This window comes from Streptomyces sp. NPDC034111, from assembly GCF_055575375.1.
The window spans coordinates 649095-666028 of record NZ_JBVIST010000002.1 but is presented as its reverse complement, the minus strand read 5'-3'; the positions used below and the strand labels follow the sequence as shown (position 1 = coordinate 666028).

Sequence of the window (16934 nt, the reverse complement as noted above, 5' to 3'; positions counted from 1 at the left end):
CCGCAGCCATGACCGTTGACACCTCCGGGCCCGAACCCGGCACCCCGCTCACCCACACCGTCCTGGACGGCACACCGGTGGGCCCGCTCACCCTCGTCGCCGCCGGGGACGCCCTCACCGGCCTCTATATGACCGGCCAGCGGCACCGCCCGCCCCAGGAGGCCTTCGGCGACCCGGCGGACCCCGGCGAGCCGCCGTTCGCCGCGACCATCGCCCAGCTCCGGGCGTACTTCCGGGGCGAGTTGACCACCTTCGACCTGCCCCTCGCGCTGCGCGGTACGCCCTTCCAGCGTCGCGTCTGGGCGGCGCTGTGCACGATCCCGTACGGCGAGACCCGCTCGTACGGGCAGCTCGCCGGCCTGCTCGGCGCCCCGTCGGCGGCGCGGGCGGTGGGCCTGGCCAACGGGCGCAACCCGGTCGGCATCATCGTCCCCTGCCACCGCGTCGTCGGTGCCGACGGCAGCCTCACCGGCTACGGCGGCGGACTGGACCGCAAGCGCCGGCTGCTCGCCTTCGAGCGCACGGAGGAGGCGCTGTTCCCCGAGGCGCTGTTCCCCGCGGAGGCATGCGGCTGAATCCTGAGGCAGCCGGTTGCCGGCCGGCAGCCGGCGGCGGCAGCCCGTCCGGCGGCGGCTACCTGCCCTCCGGCGGGCTGATCCCGTCGAGCAGGGCCCGTACCGTCTCCGCCGCGAACTCCTCCTCGCTCTCCGGGCGCAGCGCACCGGCCGGCGCCTGGCTGCCGAGGAACAGGTCGAGGAAGGCGCGGTGGAAGCAGGCGCCGATGAGCAGTGTGGCCGCCGCATGCGGGTCGATGCCGGACGAGACCCGGCCCAGCGCCTGCTCGGCCGCCAAGTAGGCGGCCAGGTGCCGGGTGGCGTTCTGCGGCCCGTCGGTGCCCAGTTCGTCCAGCTTGCGCCGGTGCGTGGCCAGCAGCTCCGGGCTGGCGAACAGCGATCCGGCGATCGGGAAGGAGCGGCGGTAGAAGTGCAGGGCCGCCAGCGCCACTTCCTGGAGGTGACCGGCCGGACCCCGCTCGTCGCCCGCGCTGTCCGGCAGCTGCTCCAGTGCCTCCGAGAACCGGGGAGCGCGCTCGTGCAGCACCCGGACGAAGATCTCTTCCTTGTTGTGGAAGTGCTTGTACAGCGCCGCCTCGGAACAGCCGGCCTCGCGGGCGATCTGCTTCGTCGTCGTGCGGGTCAGCCCCACGCTCGTCATCAGCGCGGCGGCGGCATCGAGGATGCGGGAGCGCGTCAGCGCGCCTCCGGTCAGGGGAGCGGTGGCGTCTCGGGTCATGGGGCGGAGTCTACATTGACAGGTGAGTGAGCACTCACTCACACTCGTGGGTAAGTGCTCACTCACCCCGCTCCGATGCTTCCTTGGAGAGATCATGAAACTCACCGTCCTCGGTGCGTCCGGCGGCGTCGGCCGGCAACTCGTCCGGCACGCCCTGGCCGACGGACACCAGGTGACCGCCGCACTGCGCAGCCCGGGGAAGCTGACCGAGCGACACGAACGGCTGACGGTCGTCCGCGCGGACCCGCTCGACGCCGCCTCCCTGGAGCCGGTGGTCGAGGGCGCCGACGCGGTGCTCTCCGGCATCGGCCAGGCCGGCCGGCACGACCCGCTGCGACCCGCCTCCACCTCGGCGCGCGCCGTGACCGACGCGATGACGGCGACCGGTGTACGGCGCCTCCTCGTGGTCAGCGCAGGCCCGCTCAACCGCAGCGGCGCGGGGCAGCCCTTCCTCACCCACCGGGTCTTCGGCCCGCTCCTCTGGGCGGCCCTCAAGGAGCTCTACACCGACCTGGAGCGGATGGAAGCCGTACTGCGCGCAGCCGACCTCGACTGGACCGCCGTCCGCCCGCCCCGCCTCCTCGACAAGCCCGGTGAGGGCCGCTACCGCCACGCCGTCGAAGCCGGCCCGGCGGGCGCCACCGTCACCCGCGCCGACGTCGCCCGCGCCATGCTCGACTTCATCGAGGACCCGCGGACCTACCGCCACGCCGTCGGCATCAGCCGCTGACCACGCTCCGCACCTCGGCCACCAGCCGCTCCGCCGCGGCCAGGCTGCGGCCCAGCTCCTCCTCCGTATGCCCGAGCCGGGCCAGGAGAGCGGCGGCGCGGTCGGCGAACCCGGGCGGTGTCTCCGGCAGGGCCGCGGCCGCCGCGAGGGCGCCCTTCTCGTTGAGGCACCAGACGCGGTGGTGCGCATGCAGCGCCTGGACGAGGTCGCCGACCGCCCGGGACAGGCAGAGCGCCGCATGCAGCACGTCCCGGGCCGCGTACGACTTGCCCGCCATCGCCACCGAGAACCCCGCGTCCCAGACCGCCGCGCCGGTCAGCGCCGTACTCAGCGCCTCGGGGTAGTCCCCGGCCGCCTCCTTGAGGCGGGCCAACTCCCCGTCGGTATCGGCCAGGACCCGGCCCAGTGCCACCTCGCCCGGGTAGGCGGGCGACCAGAAGCCGAGCGGATGACCGGCCTGGACACCGATCTCGAAGCGGCTCGCACGGCACTCCTCCCACACCCGCCGCACCCGGTCGACGTCCCGCAGGATCCAGTCCACATGGCTGCCGTCGGGCAGGACGAGCCAGGCCCCGCCGTTGACCCATGAGCCCCAGGCCCCCGGCCCGTACACCTCCACGGGCCGGCCGGCCACCTCCGCGGCCAGCGCCTCCAGCGCCGCCAGATCCGGCTCGCCCCGGTAATAGACCCCCAGATCCCAGTCGGAGTCCGCCCGGTGCGTCCCCCGCGCCCGGCTCCCCCCGAGCATCACTCCGACCACTCCCGGCACCCGGGCGATCCGTACGGCAATGTCCTCCATGGAGGGCAGCCTAGATGCGCGGATCCCCGGCCTCAGCTGATTATTCCGGTGTGCGCTGGGCCCCCGCCGGCGGCACCCCGTCCTCCAGCTCCGCAGGCCCGCTGCCCTCGGCGAGGGCCTTGAGGGCGGCGCCGATCCGCAGCGCCATCTCGTGGTTCACCAGCGTCCTGGCCTCGTCCCAGTGGACCAGCCGCCAGGACAGCAGCTCCGTGTCCTGGAGCCGGATCGCGGCCAGCTGCGCGGGGTCCAGCACCCCGCCGTCGAAGAGGTACGACACCAGCGGCGGCCTGCCCTCCCCGCGGACCCAGTCGACGGCGAGCAGCGCGCCCAGCTCCAGGTCCAGGCCGATCTCCTCGGCGGTCTCGCGGCGGGCCGCCTGGCGGGGCGACTCGCCGGCGTCCGACTCGACGGTGCCGCCCGGCAGGATCCAGGTGTCGCGGTAGTTGGGCTCCACGAGCAGGATGCGGCCCTCCGCGTCACGGAAGATGGCGCCCGCGCCCGCGAGCACACGGGGCAGACCGGCGATATAGGTGGCGTAATCCATGGTCGTCACGGCGCGAGCCTAGAGCCTGGCCGGCGGATCTTCGAGGCGCACTCCCCAGGCGCTCGGTTGCGCCCCCGAGCCGGTGTGCCCTGTTCGCGGGGGCGCTCGGCGGATAAGGTCACAGCGGCGCGACTGCCAGTTCGAAAGCAAAGGAAACACGGTGGCGGACGCAGCAAGGACACACACAGCACATGTGCTGATCGCCGCGGACAAGTTCAAGGGTTCGCTCACGGCCGTCGAGGTCGCCGAGCATGTCACGGCCGGTCTGCGACGCGTGGTCCCCGGTCTGGACGTGGCGGCCGTCCCGGTCGCGGACGGCGGCGACGGCACGGTCGCCGCGGCCCTCGCGGCCGGTTTCGACCGCCACGAGGTGCGGGTCACCGGCCCCACCGGTGTGCCGGTGACGGCCACCTTCGCGCTGCGCGACGAGGGCACCGCGGTCGTCGAGATGGCGGAGGCATCCGGCCTCCAGCACCTTCCCGGGGGTGCCTTCGCGCCCCTGACGGCCACCACGTACGGCACCGGTGAGCTGCTGCTCGCGGCCCTCGACGCGGGCGCGACCTCGATCGTCTTCGGCGTCGGCGGCAGCGCCACGACCGACGGCGGCGCGGGCATGCTCGCGGCGCTGGGCGCCCGCTTCCTGGACGCGGACGGCGAGCCCGTCGCCCCCGGCGGCGGCCCGCTGCGCGAGCTGGCCACGGCCGACCTGTCGGGCCTGGACCCCCGGCTGGCCGCGACGGAGATCGTGCTCGCGAGCGACGTCGACAATCCGCTCACGGGCCCCAAGGGAGCCCCGGCGGTCTACGGCCCGCAGAAGGGCGCCGACGAGGACGACGTCGCCACACTGGACGCCGCGCTCGCCCACTACGCCGAGGTGCTGGAGCGTGCGGTGGGGCCCAAGGCCGCGGAGTACGCCCTGGCACCCGGCGCGGGCGCGGCAGGCGGGATCGGCTACGGCGCGCTGGTCGGCCTGGACGCGACGTTCCGGCCGGGCATCGAGGTGATGCTCGATGTGCTGGGCTTCGCGCCGGCGCTCGCCAGGTCCACGTTCGTGATCACCGGTGAGGGCTCGCTGGACGAGCAGACGCTGCACGGCAAGGCCCCGGCCGGGGTCGCCGCCGCGGCCCGTGCGGCCGGTCTGGACGTGGTCGCGGTCTGCGGCCGGCTCCAGCTGCCGCAGGAGGCCCTGACCCGGGCCGGGATCCAGCGCGCCTACGCCCTGACGGACCTGGAGCCGGACCCGGCCCGCTGTATGGCCCAGGCGGGCCCGCTGCTGGAGCGGGCGGCGGAGAACCTGGCGCGCGACTTCCTGCGCTGAGCCGGCGCCGCACACGAAAGCCGAGAGCCCCGGGCGATGCGCCCGGGGCTCTCGGTGTGTGTATCGGTGTGGCGGCCGCTACGGCAGCTGTGCGGCGCGCGACTCGGCGCGCGATTCGCGGCGGTTGTCGCGGAAGGTGTTGACCCTCCGGGCCGTCGCGAACAGCGGGATCATGGCGCCCATGACCACCTGGAGGGCGCAGCCGGTCTGGAGCAGCAGCTGGCCGCCGGGGGCGTCCAGCGCCCAGGCCGCGAGCATGCCCATGCTGAGCACGATCCAGCTGAGCATCGCCACCGCGAGGCGGCCCCGCGGCTTGGGGTACTCGACCCGGCTCACCATCAGCCAGGCCACCCCGATGATCGCCAGCAGCGTCGGCAGGAACGGCAGCTCCAGCAGCACGATGGCGACGACGGTCAGGGCGCCGAAGGGGCTCGGCATGCCCTGGAAGATGCCGTCACGCAGGGTGACGCAGGAGAACCGCGCAAGCCGCAGCACCACCGCCAGCAGCACGACGACCGCGGCCACCAGGGAAACCCGCTGGTGCGCGTTCTGGAGGGCGACCATGCCCCAGGTCACGACGAAGTACGCGGGCGCGAGCCCGAAGCTGATCAGGTCGGAGAGGTTGTCGAGCTCGGCCCCCATCGCCGAGGCCCGCAGCTTGCGCGCCACCAGCCCGTCGAAGAGGTCGAAGACCGACGCGAGCAGCATCAGGATCACGGCCATGGCCGCGCTGTGCCGGGCCATCCCGCCGTCCTCGGTCCCCGTGAGGTGCGGGATCAGCACGCCGGTGGTGGTGAAGTACACGGCCATGAAGCCGCAGATGGCGTTGCCGAGGGTGAGGGTGTCCGCTATTGACAGCCGCGTGGACAGCGGCATGTCGTCCTCGTCCTCGTCGGTCTCGGGCGCCCAGCCCGCCTGTGTCTCGGGATCAATCACGGTCAAGGCGAGTCACCCCCGCGGTGGTCGCCTGGCCGACCTCGACCGCCACCTCGACGCCCTCCGGGAGGTAGACGTCGACGCGCGAGCCGAAGCGGATCAGACCGATCCGCTCGCCCTGCTCCACCTTGGTGCCCTCGGGCACGTAGGGGACGATACGGCGGGCCACCGCGCCGGCGATCTGCACCATCTCGATGTCGCCGAGCTCGGTGTCGAAGTGCCAGACGACCCGCTCGTTGTTCTCGCTCTCCTTGTTGAACGCCGGAACGAATCCGCCGGGGATGTGCTCCACGGACGTCACCGTGCCGGCCAGCGGCGCACGGTTGACGTGGACGTTCAGCGGGCTCATGAAGATCGCGACGCGGGTGCGTCCGTCCTTCCACGGCATGATGCTCTGCACCACACCGTCGGCCGGGGAGATGACGCGACCCTGAGCGATCTCCCGCTCCGGGTCGCGGAAGAACCACAGCATGCCCGCCGCCAGTGCGGTGGTGGGCACGGCAACGGCGGCCCAGCGGCCCGACCGGCGGGACCGGGCGAGGCTGACCGCTGCCGTGGCAACGGTCGGCAGGAGCCACGGCGACGCTCCGCGCGCGAGGCGGACGCGACCGCGTTGTGCAGAGGATTGGCTGTGGGGCATGGATGACCTTCGTAGCGGAGGATGCCGCGTATGGATACGGGGGACGGCGGCTTTCCGGGGATGCTATCGGTTGCGAGCGGCAACTGGCCAAGAGCCAGAGCCAATCCGTGGCCGAAGTACGATGACGGGGTGTGATCTTCGTCTAGGTCAAACTGGCCCAAATGGGATACTTACCCCTGGATTCGGTACTCCTCGAGTAGCCGGCGCCCAATGATCATTTTCTGGATCTCGGCGGTACCTTCGCCGATCAGGAGCATCGGGGCCTCGCGGTAGAGCCGCTCGATCTCGTACTCCTTGGAGAAGCCGTAACCGCCATGGATGCGGAATGCGTCTTCCACCACCTCCTTGCAGTACTCGGAGGCCAGGTACTTCGCCATGCCCGCCTCAAGGTCGTTTCGCTGGCCCGAGTCCTTTTTGCGAGCGGCGTTCACCATCATTGCATGGGCCGCTTCGACCTTTGTGGCCATTTCTGCCAGTTTGAACTGGATGGCCTGGTGCTGGGCGATCGGCTTGCCGAAGGTGTGCCGCTGCTGCGCGTAGGAAACGCCCAGCTCGAAGGCGCGCTGGGCGACGCCGCAGCCCCGCGCCGCGACATTGACCCGGCCGACCTCGACGCCGTCCATCATGTGATAGAAGCCACGTCCGGTCTGGCCGCCGAGCACCCGATCGGCCGGGATCCGCAGCCCGTCCATGATCAGTTCGGTGGTGTCGACACCCTTGTAGCCCATCTTGTCGATCTTGCCCGGGATGGTCAGACCGGGCCGCACCTCACCGAAGCCGGCCTCCTTCTCCACGAGGAAGGTGGTCATCGACTTGTGCGGAGCGGTGCCCTCCGGGTGGCCCTCGTCCGTACGGCACAGCACCGCCACGAGCGTGGACGAACCGCCGTTGGTGAGCCACATCTTCTGGCCGTTGAGGACGTAATCATCGCCGTCCCGTACGCCCTTGGAGGAGATGGCCGAAACGTCCGAGCCCAGCGCCGGCTCCGACATCGAGAAGGCGCCCCGGATTTCTCCGGCCGCCATCTTCGGCAGGAAGTAGTCCTTCTGCTCCTGCGTGCCGTGCTGCTTGAGCATGTACGCCACGATGAAGTGGGTGTTGATGATGCCCGAGACGCTCATCCAGCCGCGGGCGATCTCCTCGACGGTCAGGGCGTAGGTGAGCAGGGACTCGCCCAGGCCGCCGTACTCCTCGGGAATCATCAGGCCGAACACGCCGAGTTCCTTCAGGCCCTCGACGATCTGCGTCGGGTATTCGTCGCGGTGTTCCAGCTCCGTGGCCACCGGAAGGATCTCCTTGTCCACGAAGTCGCGGACGGTGGAGAGAATCTCCCGCTGAATGTCGGTCAGGCCCTCGGTCTGCGCAAGACGGGACATGGCGGTCACTTCTCCTTCTTGGCCGGAGGGGCCTTCAGCTCCGGGCGGCCGGGCTGCTCGCCGCCGCGCTCCTTGATGTACGTGGCCGTGGGGACCATGACCTTGCGCCGGAAGACGCAGACCAGGGTGCCGTCCTGCTTGTAACCCTTGGTTTCGACGTGGACGATGCCGCGGTCCGACTTGGACCGCGACGGCGTCTTGTCGAGCACCGTGGTCTCACCGTAGATCGTGTCGCCGTGGAAGGTGGGCGCCACATGCTTCAGCGACTCGATCTCCAGATTGGCGATGGCCTTTCCGGAGACATCCGGCACCGACATGCCCAGCAGCAGTGAGTAGATGTAGTTACCGACCACGACGTTCTTTCCGAAGTCGGTGGTCTGCTCCGCGTAGTTGCTGTCCATGTGCAGCGGATGGTGATTCATCGTGAGCAGACAGAAGAGGTGGTCGTCGTATTCGGTGACGGTCTTCCCCGGCCAGTGCTTGTACACATCGCCGACGGTGAACTCTTCATAGGTACGGCCGAACTGCATCGCGCTTATGCCTCCGGGGCCTCGAACTTGGATGTACGGATCATGCCTGCGGCCCGGCCCTTGCCGGCGATCACGAGGGCCATCTTCCGGCTCGCCTCGTCGATCATCTCGTCGCCGAGCATGGCGGAACCCTTGGCTCCGCCCGCCTCCGAGGTGTGCCACTCGTAGGCGTCCAGGATCAGCTCGGCGTGGTCGTAGTCCTCCTGGGAGGGCGAGAACACCTCGTTGGCGGCCTCGACCTGACCGGGGTGCAGCACCCACTTGCCGTCGAAACCGAGGGCCGCGGCACGGCCGGCCACCTCGCGATAGCCGTCAATGTTCTTGATCTGAAGGTACGGCCCGTCAATCGCCTGCAAATCGTAGGTCCGAGCCGCCATCAGAATGCGCATCAGGATGTAGTGATAGGCATCCGCGCCATAACCCGGCGGCTGCTCGCCGACCACCAGGGACTTCATGTTGATCGACGCCATGAAGTCGGCCGGGCCGAAGATGATGGTCTCCAGGCGCGGTGAGGCCCCGGCGATCTCATCGACGTTCACCAGGCCCTTGGCGTTCTCGATCTGGGCCTCGATGCCGATCCGGCCGACCTCGAAGCCCATGGTCTTCTCGATCTGCGTCAGCAGCAGGTCCAGCGCCACGATCTGCTGGGCGTCCTGGACCTTCGGCAGCATCAGGCAGTCGAGGTTGGGCCCCGCGCCCTCGACGACCGTGATGACGTCGCGGTACGTCCAGTGCGTCGTCCAGTCGTTGATCCGTACGACCCGTGTCTTGCCGGTCCAGTCGCCGCCGTTCAGCGCCTCGACGATGTTGTGCCGGGCGCCCTCCTTGGCGAGCGGCGCGCAGGCGTCCTCCAGGTCCAGGAAGACCTGGTCCGCCGGGAGGCCCTGGGCCTTCTCCAGGAACCGCGGATTGCTGCCGGGGACCGCCAGGCAGGAGCGGCGCGGCCGCAGACGATTGGCAGGGGCAGGAGCGGAGCGACTTCCAGCTAGGGTGGTGGCGGGCGACGGGAGGGACGGCGCTGGCGCTGTCATGCGGGGACCTCCAGGGGGTCGAGCTGGTTCGCTTTCCGGATCTCGTCGACGATACGGCCGATGATCTCCGTAATACCGAAGTCCTTGGGGGTGAAGACGGCCGCCACTCCGGCTTCCTTGAGCGCGGTCGCATCGGCGGAGGGAATGATGCCGCCGACGATGACCGGGATGTCGTCCACACCGGTGCGGCGCAGCCGGGCCAGGACGTCCGGGACCAGCTCGGCGTGCGAGCCGGACAGGATCGACAGGCCCACACAGTGCACGTCCTCGGCGACCGCCGCCGAGACGATCTGCTCAGGAGTGAGCCGGATGCCCTGGTAGATCACCTCGAAGCCGGCGTCCCTGGCCCGTACGGCGATCTGCTCGGCGCCGTTGCTGTGCCCGTCCAGGCCCGGCTTGCCGACCAGCAGCCGCAGCTTGCCGCTGCCGAGCTCGGCCGCCGTCTTGGCGACCTTCTCGCGGACCGCCGCCAGCGGGCTGCCCTCCTCGGCGGCGACCGCCAGCGGAGCGCTGGAGACGCCGGTGGGTGCCCGGAACTCGCCGAAGACGTCCCGCAGCGCCCAGGCCCACTCACCGGTCGTCACACCGGCCCGGGCGCACTCCAGGGTGGCCGCGAAGAGGTTGGCGTCGCCCGCCGCGGTCTTCTTCAGCACCGACAGCGCCTCCTGGGCGCGCCCCTCGTCGCGGTTGTCCCGCCAGTTGTGCAGCGCCTGCACCACCCGCGCCTCGTTGGCCGGGTCGACCGTCATGATGGCCGTGTCGAGGTCCGCGGTGAGCGGGTTGGGCTCGGTGCCCTCGAAGCAGTTGACGCCGACGATCTTCTCCTCGCCGGCCTCGATCCGGGCCCGCCGCTCGGCGTGCGCGGAGACCAGCTGCGACTTGAGGTAGCCGGACTCCACCGCGGCCATCGCGCCGCCCATCTCCTGGATCCGCTCGATCTCCGCGAGGCTGTCGGTGACCAGTGCGTCCACCTTGGCCTCGATGACGTGCGAGCCGGCGAAGATGTCCTCGTACTCCAGCAGATCGCTCTCGTGCGCCAGGACCTGCTGGATGCGCAGCGACCACTGCTGGTCCCACGGGCGCGGCAGTCCCAGCGCCTCGTTCCAGGCGGGGAGCTGGACGGCCCGGGCGCGGGCGTCCTTGGAGAGCGTGACGGCCAGCATCTCCAGCACGATCCGCTGGACGTTGTTCTCCGGCTGCGCCTCGGTCAGTCCGAGCGAGTTGACCTGGACGCCGTAGCGGAAGCGGCGGTGCTTGGGGTTCTCGATGCCGTAGCGCTCGCGGGTGATCCGGTCCCAGATGCGGGAGAACGCCCGCATCTTGCACATCTCCTCGACGAACCGGACACCGGCGTTCACGAAGAAGGAGATACGGGCCACCACATCGCCCTTGCGGTCCTCCGGGACCTGACCGGACGCGAACACCGCGTCCAGCACGGCGATCGCGGTGGACATCGCGTAGGAGATCTCCTGGACCGGGGTGGCCCCCGCCTCCTGGAGGTGGTAGCTACAGATGTTGATCGGGTTCCACTTCGGGATGTGGTTGACCGTGTACGTGATCATGTCGGTGGTCAGCCGCAGCGAAGGCCCCGGCGGGAAGACATGCGTCCCGCGCGAGAGGTACTCCTTCACGATGTCGTTCTGCGTGGTCCCCGACAGCTTGGTGATGTCGGCGCCCTGCTCCTCGGCGACCACCTGGTACAGCGCCAGCAGCCACATGGCCGTCGCGTTGATGGTCATCGAGGTGTTCATCTGGTCCAGGGGTATGTCCTGGAACAGCCGCCGCATATCGCCGAGATGGGACACCGGGACCCCGACCCGGCCGACCTCGCCGCGGGCGAGGATGTGGTCGGGGTCGTAACCGGTCTGCGTCGGGAGGTCGAACGCGACCGACAGACCGGTCTGGCCCTTGGCGAGGTTGCGCCGGTACAGCTCATTGGACGCCTCGGCGGTGGAGTGCCCGGCGTAAGTCCGCATCAGCCACGGACGATCCTTCTGACGCTCAGTCATATCAGGCCCGTATCTTCGTGGTTCCGTAAGCCCGAGGGGTCTCAGGCGTCCCGGAACCGGTTGATGGCGTCGAGGTGCTTGGCGCGCATTTCCTCATCACGCACCCCCATACCCTCCTCGGGCGCCAGCGCCAGCACGCCGACCTTGCCCTGGTGCAGGTTGCGGTGCACGTCGTACGCCGCCTGGCCGGTCTCCTCGAGGGTGTACGTCTTCGACAGGGTCGGGTGGATCTTCCCCTTGGCGATCAGGCGGTTGGCCTCCCACGCCTCGCGGTAGTTGGCGAAGTGCGAGCCGACGATCCGCTTCAGCGACATCCACAGGTAGCGGTTGTCGTACTCGTGCTGGTAGCCGGAGGTCGAGGCGCAGGTGACGATGGTGCCGCCCTTGCGGGTGACGTACACGGACGCGCCGAAGGTCTCCCGGCCCGGGTGCTCGAAGACGATGTCCACGTCCTCGCCGCCGGTCAGTTCGCGGATGCGCTTGCCGAAGCGCTTCCACTCCTTGGGGTCCTGGTTGTGCTCGTCCTTCCAGAACTTGTAGCCCTCGGCGCTGCGGTCGATGATCGCCTCGGCACCCATCTTCCGGCAGATCTCCGCCTTCTGCTCGCTGGAGACCACACAGATCGGGTTGGCGCCGCCGGCCAGCGCGAACTGGGTGGCGTAACTGCCGAGTCCGCCGCTCGCGCCCCAGATCAGGACGTTGTCGCCCTGCTTCATCCCGGCGCCGTTGCGGGACACCAGCTGGCGGTAGGCGGTCGAGTTGACCAGACCGGGCGCCGCCGCCTCCTCCCAGCTCAGGTGCTTGGGCTTGGGCATCAGCTGGTTGGACTTGACCAGCGCGATCTCGGCCAGGCCGCCGAAGTTGGTCTCGAAGCCCCAGATGCGCTGCTCGGGGTCGAGCATGGTGTCGTTGTGGCCGTCGGAGGACTCCAGCTCGACGGACAGGCAGTGCGCGACGACCTCGTCGCCGGGGCCCCAGGCGTTGACGCCGGGCCCGGTGCGCAGGACCACACCGGCCAGGTCGGAGCCGATGACGTGGTACGGCAGGTCATGGCGCTTGGCGAGGGGGGAGAGCTTGCCGTAGCGCTCCAGGAATCCGAACGTGGACATCGGCTCGAAGATCGAGGTCCACACGGAGTTGTAGTTCACGGAGGAGGCCATCACGGCCACCAGCGCCTCACCGGGGCCCAGCTCGGGCACCGGCACGTCCTCGACGTGCAGCGACTTGCGGGGGTCCTTCTCCTTGGTGGTCAGGCCGGCGAACATCTCGACCTCGTCCTTGTGCACGGTCACCGCGCGGTAGGACTCGGGGATGGTCAGCGCGGCGAAGTCGGCGCTGGTGGTGTCAGGCGCAAGGATTGCGTCCAGGATCTCGTTCACGGTGTGCCTCCGGCGAAGCTCGTTGGGGAAACGGCTTGAGGGAACGTCGGGGGTGGTGCGGAGGTGGTGCCGTCGGTTCGGCCGGGGTGGCGCCGTTTCCGCCGTCTCTGCGGTGCTCGCAGAGCCGTTGGCCGCGGTGCCTGGCAGCGCTGTGGTGAGCGCGGAGCCCAGCAGAGCTGGGAGGTGCCTGTGACGCAGGCGTCCGGGCGGACAGCCACGTGGGGCTGGTGGGACAGCCGGCGCGCAGGGTTGGTTCCCAACGCGCCGGCCGCCCGGACACTCTCAACGTATGACACCGCGTGCCAGTCGACAAGACACTGAGTGCCAACAATTTCTCTCAGATGTCATTTGGTCGGCACGCATGAGCAACAGAGGGGCCGATCGGGGGCCCGGTGCTCACACAGAGGAATCCCGTCCGTACGCACCGTGCGCACGGACGGGATTAGGCCGTTCGGGTCGCTACCCGGGCGGTACCGGGGGGACCGGACCGCGGCCCTGTTCGGTTCTGGGTGTTTTTCCGCTACTTCCGCTCTTTGATGGCCTTGCGGATGGTGCGCATGACCTCGTCCAGCGGGGCATCGGTACGGGCCACCGCGACCAGCACCTCGCCCTCCCGGGAGACGGACGCCGGGGGCTGCTCCCCCGTGGTGGTACGGCCCGCCCCGATGCCGGCGCCAAAGGTCTCCCGGACGATCTCGAAGGCGTGGTCGAGCTGCGCCTCCACATCGCCCTCGGCGCCGGCCCGCAGCCAGCGGCGCAGTACATGGTTGTGCGCGGTGACCACGGCGGACGCGGCGACCTCGGCGAGCAGCGGGTCGTCGTCGCCCTCGCGGTGTGCGCCCTCGTCGAAGTGGCCCAGGAGGTAGCGGGTGAACAGCCGCTCGTAGCGGGCCACCGAGGCGATCTCGGCCTCGCGCAGCGTGGGCACCTCGCGGGTCAGGCGGTAGCGCGCCACGGATACGGCCGGGGACGCCGCGTACATCCGCATGACCTCCTTGATGCCGCGGCAGACCGTGTCGAGCGGGTTCTCGTGCGGCGGGGCGGCGTCCAGGACGGCCTCGGCGCGTACGAGGGTGTCGTCGTGGTCGGGGAAGATCGCCTCTTCCTTTGAGCGGAAGTGGCGGAAGAAGGTGCGCCGGGCGACGCCCGCGGCGGCCGCGATCTCATCGACCGTCGTCGCCTCGTAGCCCTTGGTCGCGAACAGCTCCATGGCCGCCGCCGACAATTCGCGGCGCATTTTGAGCCGTTGTGCGGCCGCGCGGCGCGTTCCGGGCGTGCCGGCGTCGGTGGTGTCGTTGGGCTGTGTGCGAGCGGGCTGGGACATGTGGGGACGGTACTGCATATTTACGCGACCTGCGGCATGAGGTGCCGCCTCCGCCCTCGTGAGCGGGGGCGGACCGCCGTCGGGTTCCAGCAGTCCACCCCAGCCCTCCCCTCTCGGACGGGGGCGACGCCACGGGTCAGCGCCGGGCGTACTCACGGAAGCCGCGGCCGGTCTTGCGGCCGAGGCAGCCCGCGGCGACGAGGTGCTCCAGCAGCGGCGCCGGGGCCAGCCCGGGGTCGCGGAACTCGGCGTGCAGCACCTTCTCGATGGCCAGGGACACGTCCAGGCCGACCACGTCGAGGAGTTCGAACGGGCCCATCGGGTAGCCGCCGCCGAGCTTCATGGCGGCGTCGATGTCGTCCAGGGACGCGTAGTGTTCCTCGACCATCTTGATCGCGTTGTTCAGGTACGGGAACAGCAGCGCGTTCACGATGAAGCCGGCCCGGTCGCCGCAGTCCACCGGGTGCTTGCGGACCTTGGCGCAGACCGCCCGCACGGTGGCGTGCACATCGTCGGCGGTCAGGACCGTACGGACCACCTCGACCAGCTTCATGGCCGGTGCCGGGTTGAAGAAGTGCATTCCGATGACATCCTGCGGGCGCGAGGTGGCGCGGGCGCAGGCCACGACGGGCAGCGACGAGGTCGTGGTGGCCAGGACGGCGCCCGGCTTGCAGACCTTGTCCAGCGTCCTGAACAGCTCCTGCTTGACCGCCAGGTCCTCGGCCACCGCCTCGACCGCCAGGTCCACGTCGGCGAACGCATCGAGCGACCCGGCCGGGGTGATCGCCGCCAGTGCGGTGTCCCGGGCCTCGGCGGTCATCCGGCCCTTGTCCACGGAGCGGCCCAGCGACTTGGCGATCCGGGCCTTGGCCGTCTCGGCCTTCTCCAGGCTGCGGGCGGCCAGCACGACCTTGAACCCGGCCTTGGCGAAGACCTCGGCGATACCGCTCGCCATCGTGCCGGAACCGGCGACGCCGACGCCGGCGACCGTACGGCCGGCGCCGAGCTCATCGGCGGCCGCCGGGGTCTCCGCGTCCGGCACCGCCGTGGCGCTGCCCGGGGCGTCGTACGTGTAGAAGCCGCGGCCCGCCTTGCGGCCGGTCAGGCCGGCCTCGGACAGCTGGCCCAGGATCGGCGCGGGGGCGTGCAGCCGGTCCTGGGACTCGGCGTACATCGCCTCCAGCACCGTACGGGCGGTGTCCACGCCGATCAGGTCGAGCAGCGCGAGCGGACCCATGGGCAGCCCGCAGCCGAGCCGCATGGCGGCGTCGATGTCCTCGCGGGTGGCGTACTTGGCCTCGTACATCGTCGCGGCCTGGTTCAGATAGCCGAACAGCAGCCCGTCGGCGACGAAGCCGGGCCGGTCACCGACCGCGATCGGGTCCTTGCCCAGGTCGCGGGCGAGCTCGGTGACGGCCGCGACCGCGGTCGGCGCGGTGAGCACCGAGGAGACCACCTCGACCAGCTTCATGGCCGGCGCGGGGTTGAAGAAGTGCACGCCGAGCACCCGCTCGGGGCGCTGTGAATCGGCCGCGAGACGGGTCACGGACAGCGCGTTGGTGCCGGTGGCCAGGATGGTGTCCGGGCGCACGATGCCGTCCAGCTCGGCGAAGACCTGCCGCTTGAGCTCGTAGTCCTCGGGCACCACCTCGATGACCAGGTCGGCGTCCGCCGCGGCCTGAAGATCGGTGAAGGTGCGGAAGCGGGCCAGGATGTCCTGGCGCTCGCGCTCCGTGATCCGCTCGCGCTGCACCGCGCGGGCGGTGGCGCTTTCGAGGGCGGCGACGGCACGGCGCGCCGCGGCCTCATCGGTGTCGATCCCGATGACCTCGCGGCCGGCCCGGGTCAGCACCTCGGCGATGCCGGTGCCCATGGTGCCGAGTCCGACGACGGCCACGGTGGAAAGGGACAGTGGGGAGGCTTCTGTTGACAGTTCAGGGGTGGAGTGAGGGCCCATCGCGAGACTCCTGAGGGTGTTCCCCTGAAGGCAGGGGAGAAGTGACGACTGAGGGGTGTCCGCGCGGACGCGAGGGGTGGCAATACGCAGCGGCAAATACTGCGGCAGTGGCCGCGAGGAGCCGCAGCGCTGCTGGCGCGCCGGCGGTGTGGGAGGTCCGGCGGGCCCTGTCCCGGGGCCGTGCCGTTTCTCCGTACTGTGTCGTGCTGTGCGGTGCCGAACCGACTTCACTCTGTGGCGGCTGCGTCACCAGGCCGCCCGAACAGGGGTGCTGTTCGTCCCAGCAGGTTAACCGGTGGGTAACCGAAGCGCCAGGGGTAGTCCGGGTCATTAGGCTGTGGTGCAGGCCACGTCGCAGGGACCGGGACGGCCCGGCGGGAGGGAAGCGGCAAATGGAAGACGAATTCCACGAGTTGACGGACCGGGTGCGGGCCGAACTCCGCTCTCCGCAGGATCTGGTCGCCTATGAACGGTTGCTGGGGCTGGCCCGCAAGAACACCCCCGCCGGGCGGGAGGAGCTGGCCCGGATGCTGGTCGCCGTCGAACGCCCCTTATGGGCCAGGGAGATCGCCGCCTTCGTCCTCGGCTGCGCCGGCGACAAGCGCGCCTTCGAAACGCTCGTCCTGCTGCTGAACTACCGCGACCCGGTGCGCTGCGCCACCGCCGCGCACGCGCTGAGCCGGCTCGGTGACCCGCGCACCGCCCGCGCCGCGGCGGCGCTCGCCACCAACCCGCTGCGCACCGCCTACGCCCTGCATCCGGTCCGGCTGCTCGCCGAACTCCGTGCGCCGCAGTCCGTACCGGCACTGATCGCCACCCTGGAGCGCCTGCTGACCCCGCACAACCCCTATTGGCGGGTGGCGCTCGCCTGTGTCGAGGGCTTGGGCGCACTGGGCGACCGGCGGGCCGTGCCCGCGCTCACCGCCGCCGTCGCCCACCCCCGCCTCGCGGCCGCCGCGTCGGCGTCGCTGGCACGGCTCGGAGTGCACGAGGTGCCGGGTCAGCGGAGCGTCGAGGAGAAGGCCGCCGAGGCGGCGGAGCCGGGTGACGCCTCCTAAGGGTGTCCCC

General features: G+C 70.5%; 16 protein-coding genes. 4 read left to right on the top strand and 12 right to left on the bottom strand.

Translation table 11 applies throughout. The features are described from left to right. Nucleotides 1-8: 8 nt before the first annotated feature. Entirely contained in the window at nt 9-575 is a 567-nt protein-coding gene (locus tag ACZ55A_RS08695) for a methylated-DNA--[protein]-cysteine S-methyltransferase (RefSeq protein ID WP_468836212.1), read from the top strand. Between the two features lie 58 nt (nt 576-633). Here the strand turns inward: ACZ55A_RS08695 and ACZ55A_RS08690 are convergent, their stop codons facing one another. Beyond that, entirely contained in the window at nt 634-1293 is a 660-nt protein-coding gene (locus tag ACZ55A_RS08690; RefSeq protein WP_468836210.1) for a TetR/AcrR family transcriptional regulator, read from the bottom strand. Between the two features lie 94 nt (nt 1294-1387). Here ACZ55A_RS08690 and ACZ55A_RS08685 point away from each other — a divergent pair, with 94 nt between their 5' ends. After that, the gene (locus ACZ55A_RS08685; RefSeq protein WP_468836207.1) at nt 1388-2023 is read left to right on the top strand and encodes an NAD(P)-dependent oxidoreductase; all 636 of its coding nucleotides are present in this window, start codon (nt 1388-1390) and stop codon (nt 2021-2023) included. Here the strand turns inward: ACZ55A_RS08685 and ACZ55A_RS08680 are convergent. Together ACZ55A_RS08680 and ACZ55A_RS08675 are read right to left on the bottom strand one after the other, a co-directional pair. Continuing rightward, entirely contained in the window at nt 2013-2822 is an 810-nt protein-coding gene (locus tag ACZ55A_RS08680; RefSeq protein WP_468836205.1) for a nucleotidyltransferase domain-containing protein, read from the bottom strand. The two genes, ACZ55A_RS08685 and ACZ55A_RS08680, sit on opposite strands and share 11 nt — an antisense overlap. Nucleotides 2823-2862: 40 nt before the next feature. Continuing rightward, nucleotides 2863-3366, bottom strand: a complete 504-nt coding sequence (locus ACZ55A_RS08675; protein ID WP_468836639.1) for an NUDIX domain-containing protein — start codon at nt 3364-3366, stop codon at nt 2863-2865. A gap of 193 nt (nt 3367-3559) precedes the next feature. Between ACZ55A_RS08675 and ACZ55A_RS08670 the strand changes: the two genes are divergently transcribed. After that, nucleotides 3560-4684, top strand: a complete 1125-nt coding sequence (locus ACZ55A_RS08670) for a glycerate kinase (RefSeq protein WP_468836638.1) — start codon at nt 3560-3562, stop codon at nt 4682-4684. Nucleotides 4685-4762: 78 nt separating this feature from the next. On the opposite strand, the gene pssA is transcribed toward ACZ55A_RS08670, so the two are convergent. The 9 genes from pssA to ACZ55A_RS08625 all read right to left on the bottom strand — a co-directional run bounded on the left by pssA (nt 4763) and on the right by ACZ55A_RS08625 (nt 15866). Next, entirely contained in the window at nt 4763-5626 is an 864-nt protein-coding gene (gene pssA / locus ACZ55A_RS08665; protein ID WP_468836202.1) for a CDP-diacylglycerol--serine O-phosphatidyltransferase, read from the bottom strand. Continuing rightward, complete coding sequence (locus ACZ55A_RS08660) at nt 5613-6260, bottom strand: phosphatidylserine decarboxylase (RefSeq protein WP_030079423.1); 648 nt, start codon at nt 6258-6260, stop codon at nt 5613-5615. The genes pssA and ACZ55A_RS08660 overlap by 14 nt, the downstream gene beginning before the upstream one ends. A gap of 170 nt (nt 6261-6430) precedes the next feature. Then, on the bottom strand, nt 6431-7636 hold the full coding sequence (locus ACZ55A_RS08655) for an acyl-CoA dehydrogenase family protein (RefSeq protein WP_384432938.1): 1206 nt from the start codon (nt 7634-7636) through the stop codon (nt 6431-6433). 5 nt (nt 7637-7641) lie between these two features. Next, nucleotides 7642-8166 (bottom strand): MaoC family dehydratase, encoded by a 525-nt coding sequence (locus tag ACZ55A_RS08650; protein ID WP_468836198.1) that lies wholly within the window; start codon nt 8164-8166, stop codon nt 7642-7644. A gap of 5 nt (nt 8167-8171) precedes the next feature. Further along, nucleotides 8172-9197, bottom strand: coding sequence for an HpcH/HpaI aldolase/citrate lyase family protein (locus ACZ55A_RS08645; RefSeq protein WP_468836196.1), 1026 nt, complete (start codon nt 9195-9197; stop codon nt 8172-8174). Then, nucleotides 9194-11206: a protein meaA gene (locus ACZ55A_RS08640; protein WP_468836194.1), complete on the bottom strand. Its 2013-nt coding sequence runs from the start codon at nt 11204-11206 to the stop codon at nt 9194-9196. Before ACZ55A_RS08640 ends, ACZ55A_RS08645 begins: the two co-directional genes overlap by 4 nt. Nucleotides 11207-11247: 41 nt before the next feature. Next, nucleotides 11248-12585: a crotonyl-CoA carboxylase/reductase gene (gene ccrA, locus ACZ55A_RS08635; protein ID WP_468836192.1), complete on the bottom strand. Its 1338-nt coding sequence runs from the start codon at nt 12583-12585 to the stop codon at nt 11248-11250. Between the two features lie 520 nt (nt 12586-13105). After that, entirely contained in the window at nt 13106-13909 is an 804-nt protein-coding gene (locus tag ACZ55A_RS08630; protein ID WP_468836190.1) for a TetR family transcriptional regulator, read from the bottom strand. A 136-nt stretch (nt 13910-14045) separates the two neighbouring features. Beyond that, nucleotides 14046-15866: a 3-hydroxyacyl-CoA dehydrogenase family protein gene (locus ACZ55A_RS08625; RefSeq protein ID WP_468836187.1), complete on the bottom strand. Its 1821-nt coding sequence runs from the start codon at nt 15864-15866 to the stop codon at nt 14046-14048. 392 nt (nt 15867-16258) lie between these two features. Here ACZ55A_RS08625 and ACZ55A_RS08620 point away from each other — a divergent pair, with 392 nt between their 5' ends. Then, the gene (locus ACZ55A_RS08620) at nt 16259-16924 is read left to right on the top strand and encodes a HEAT repeat domain-containing protein (RefSeq protein ID WP_468836185.1); all 666 of its coding nucleotides are present in this window, start codon (nt 16259-16261) and stop codon (nt 16922-16924) included. The last annotated feature ends 10 nt before the right edge of the window (nt 16925-16934 follow it).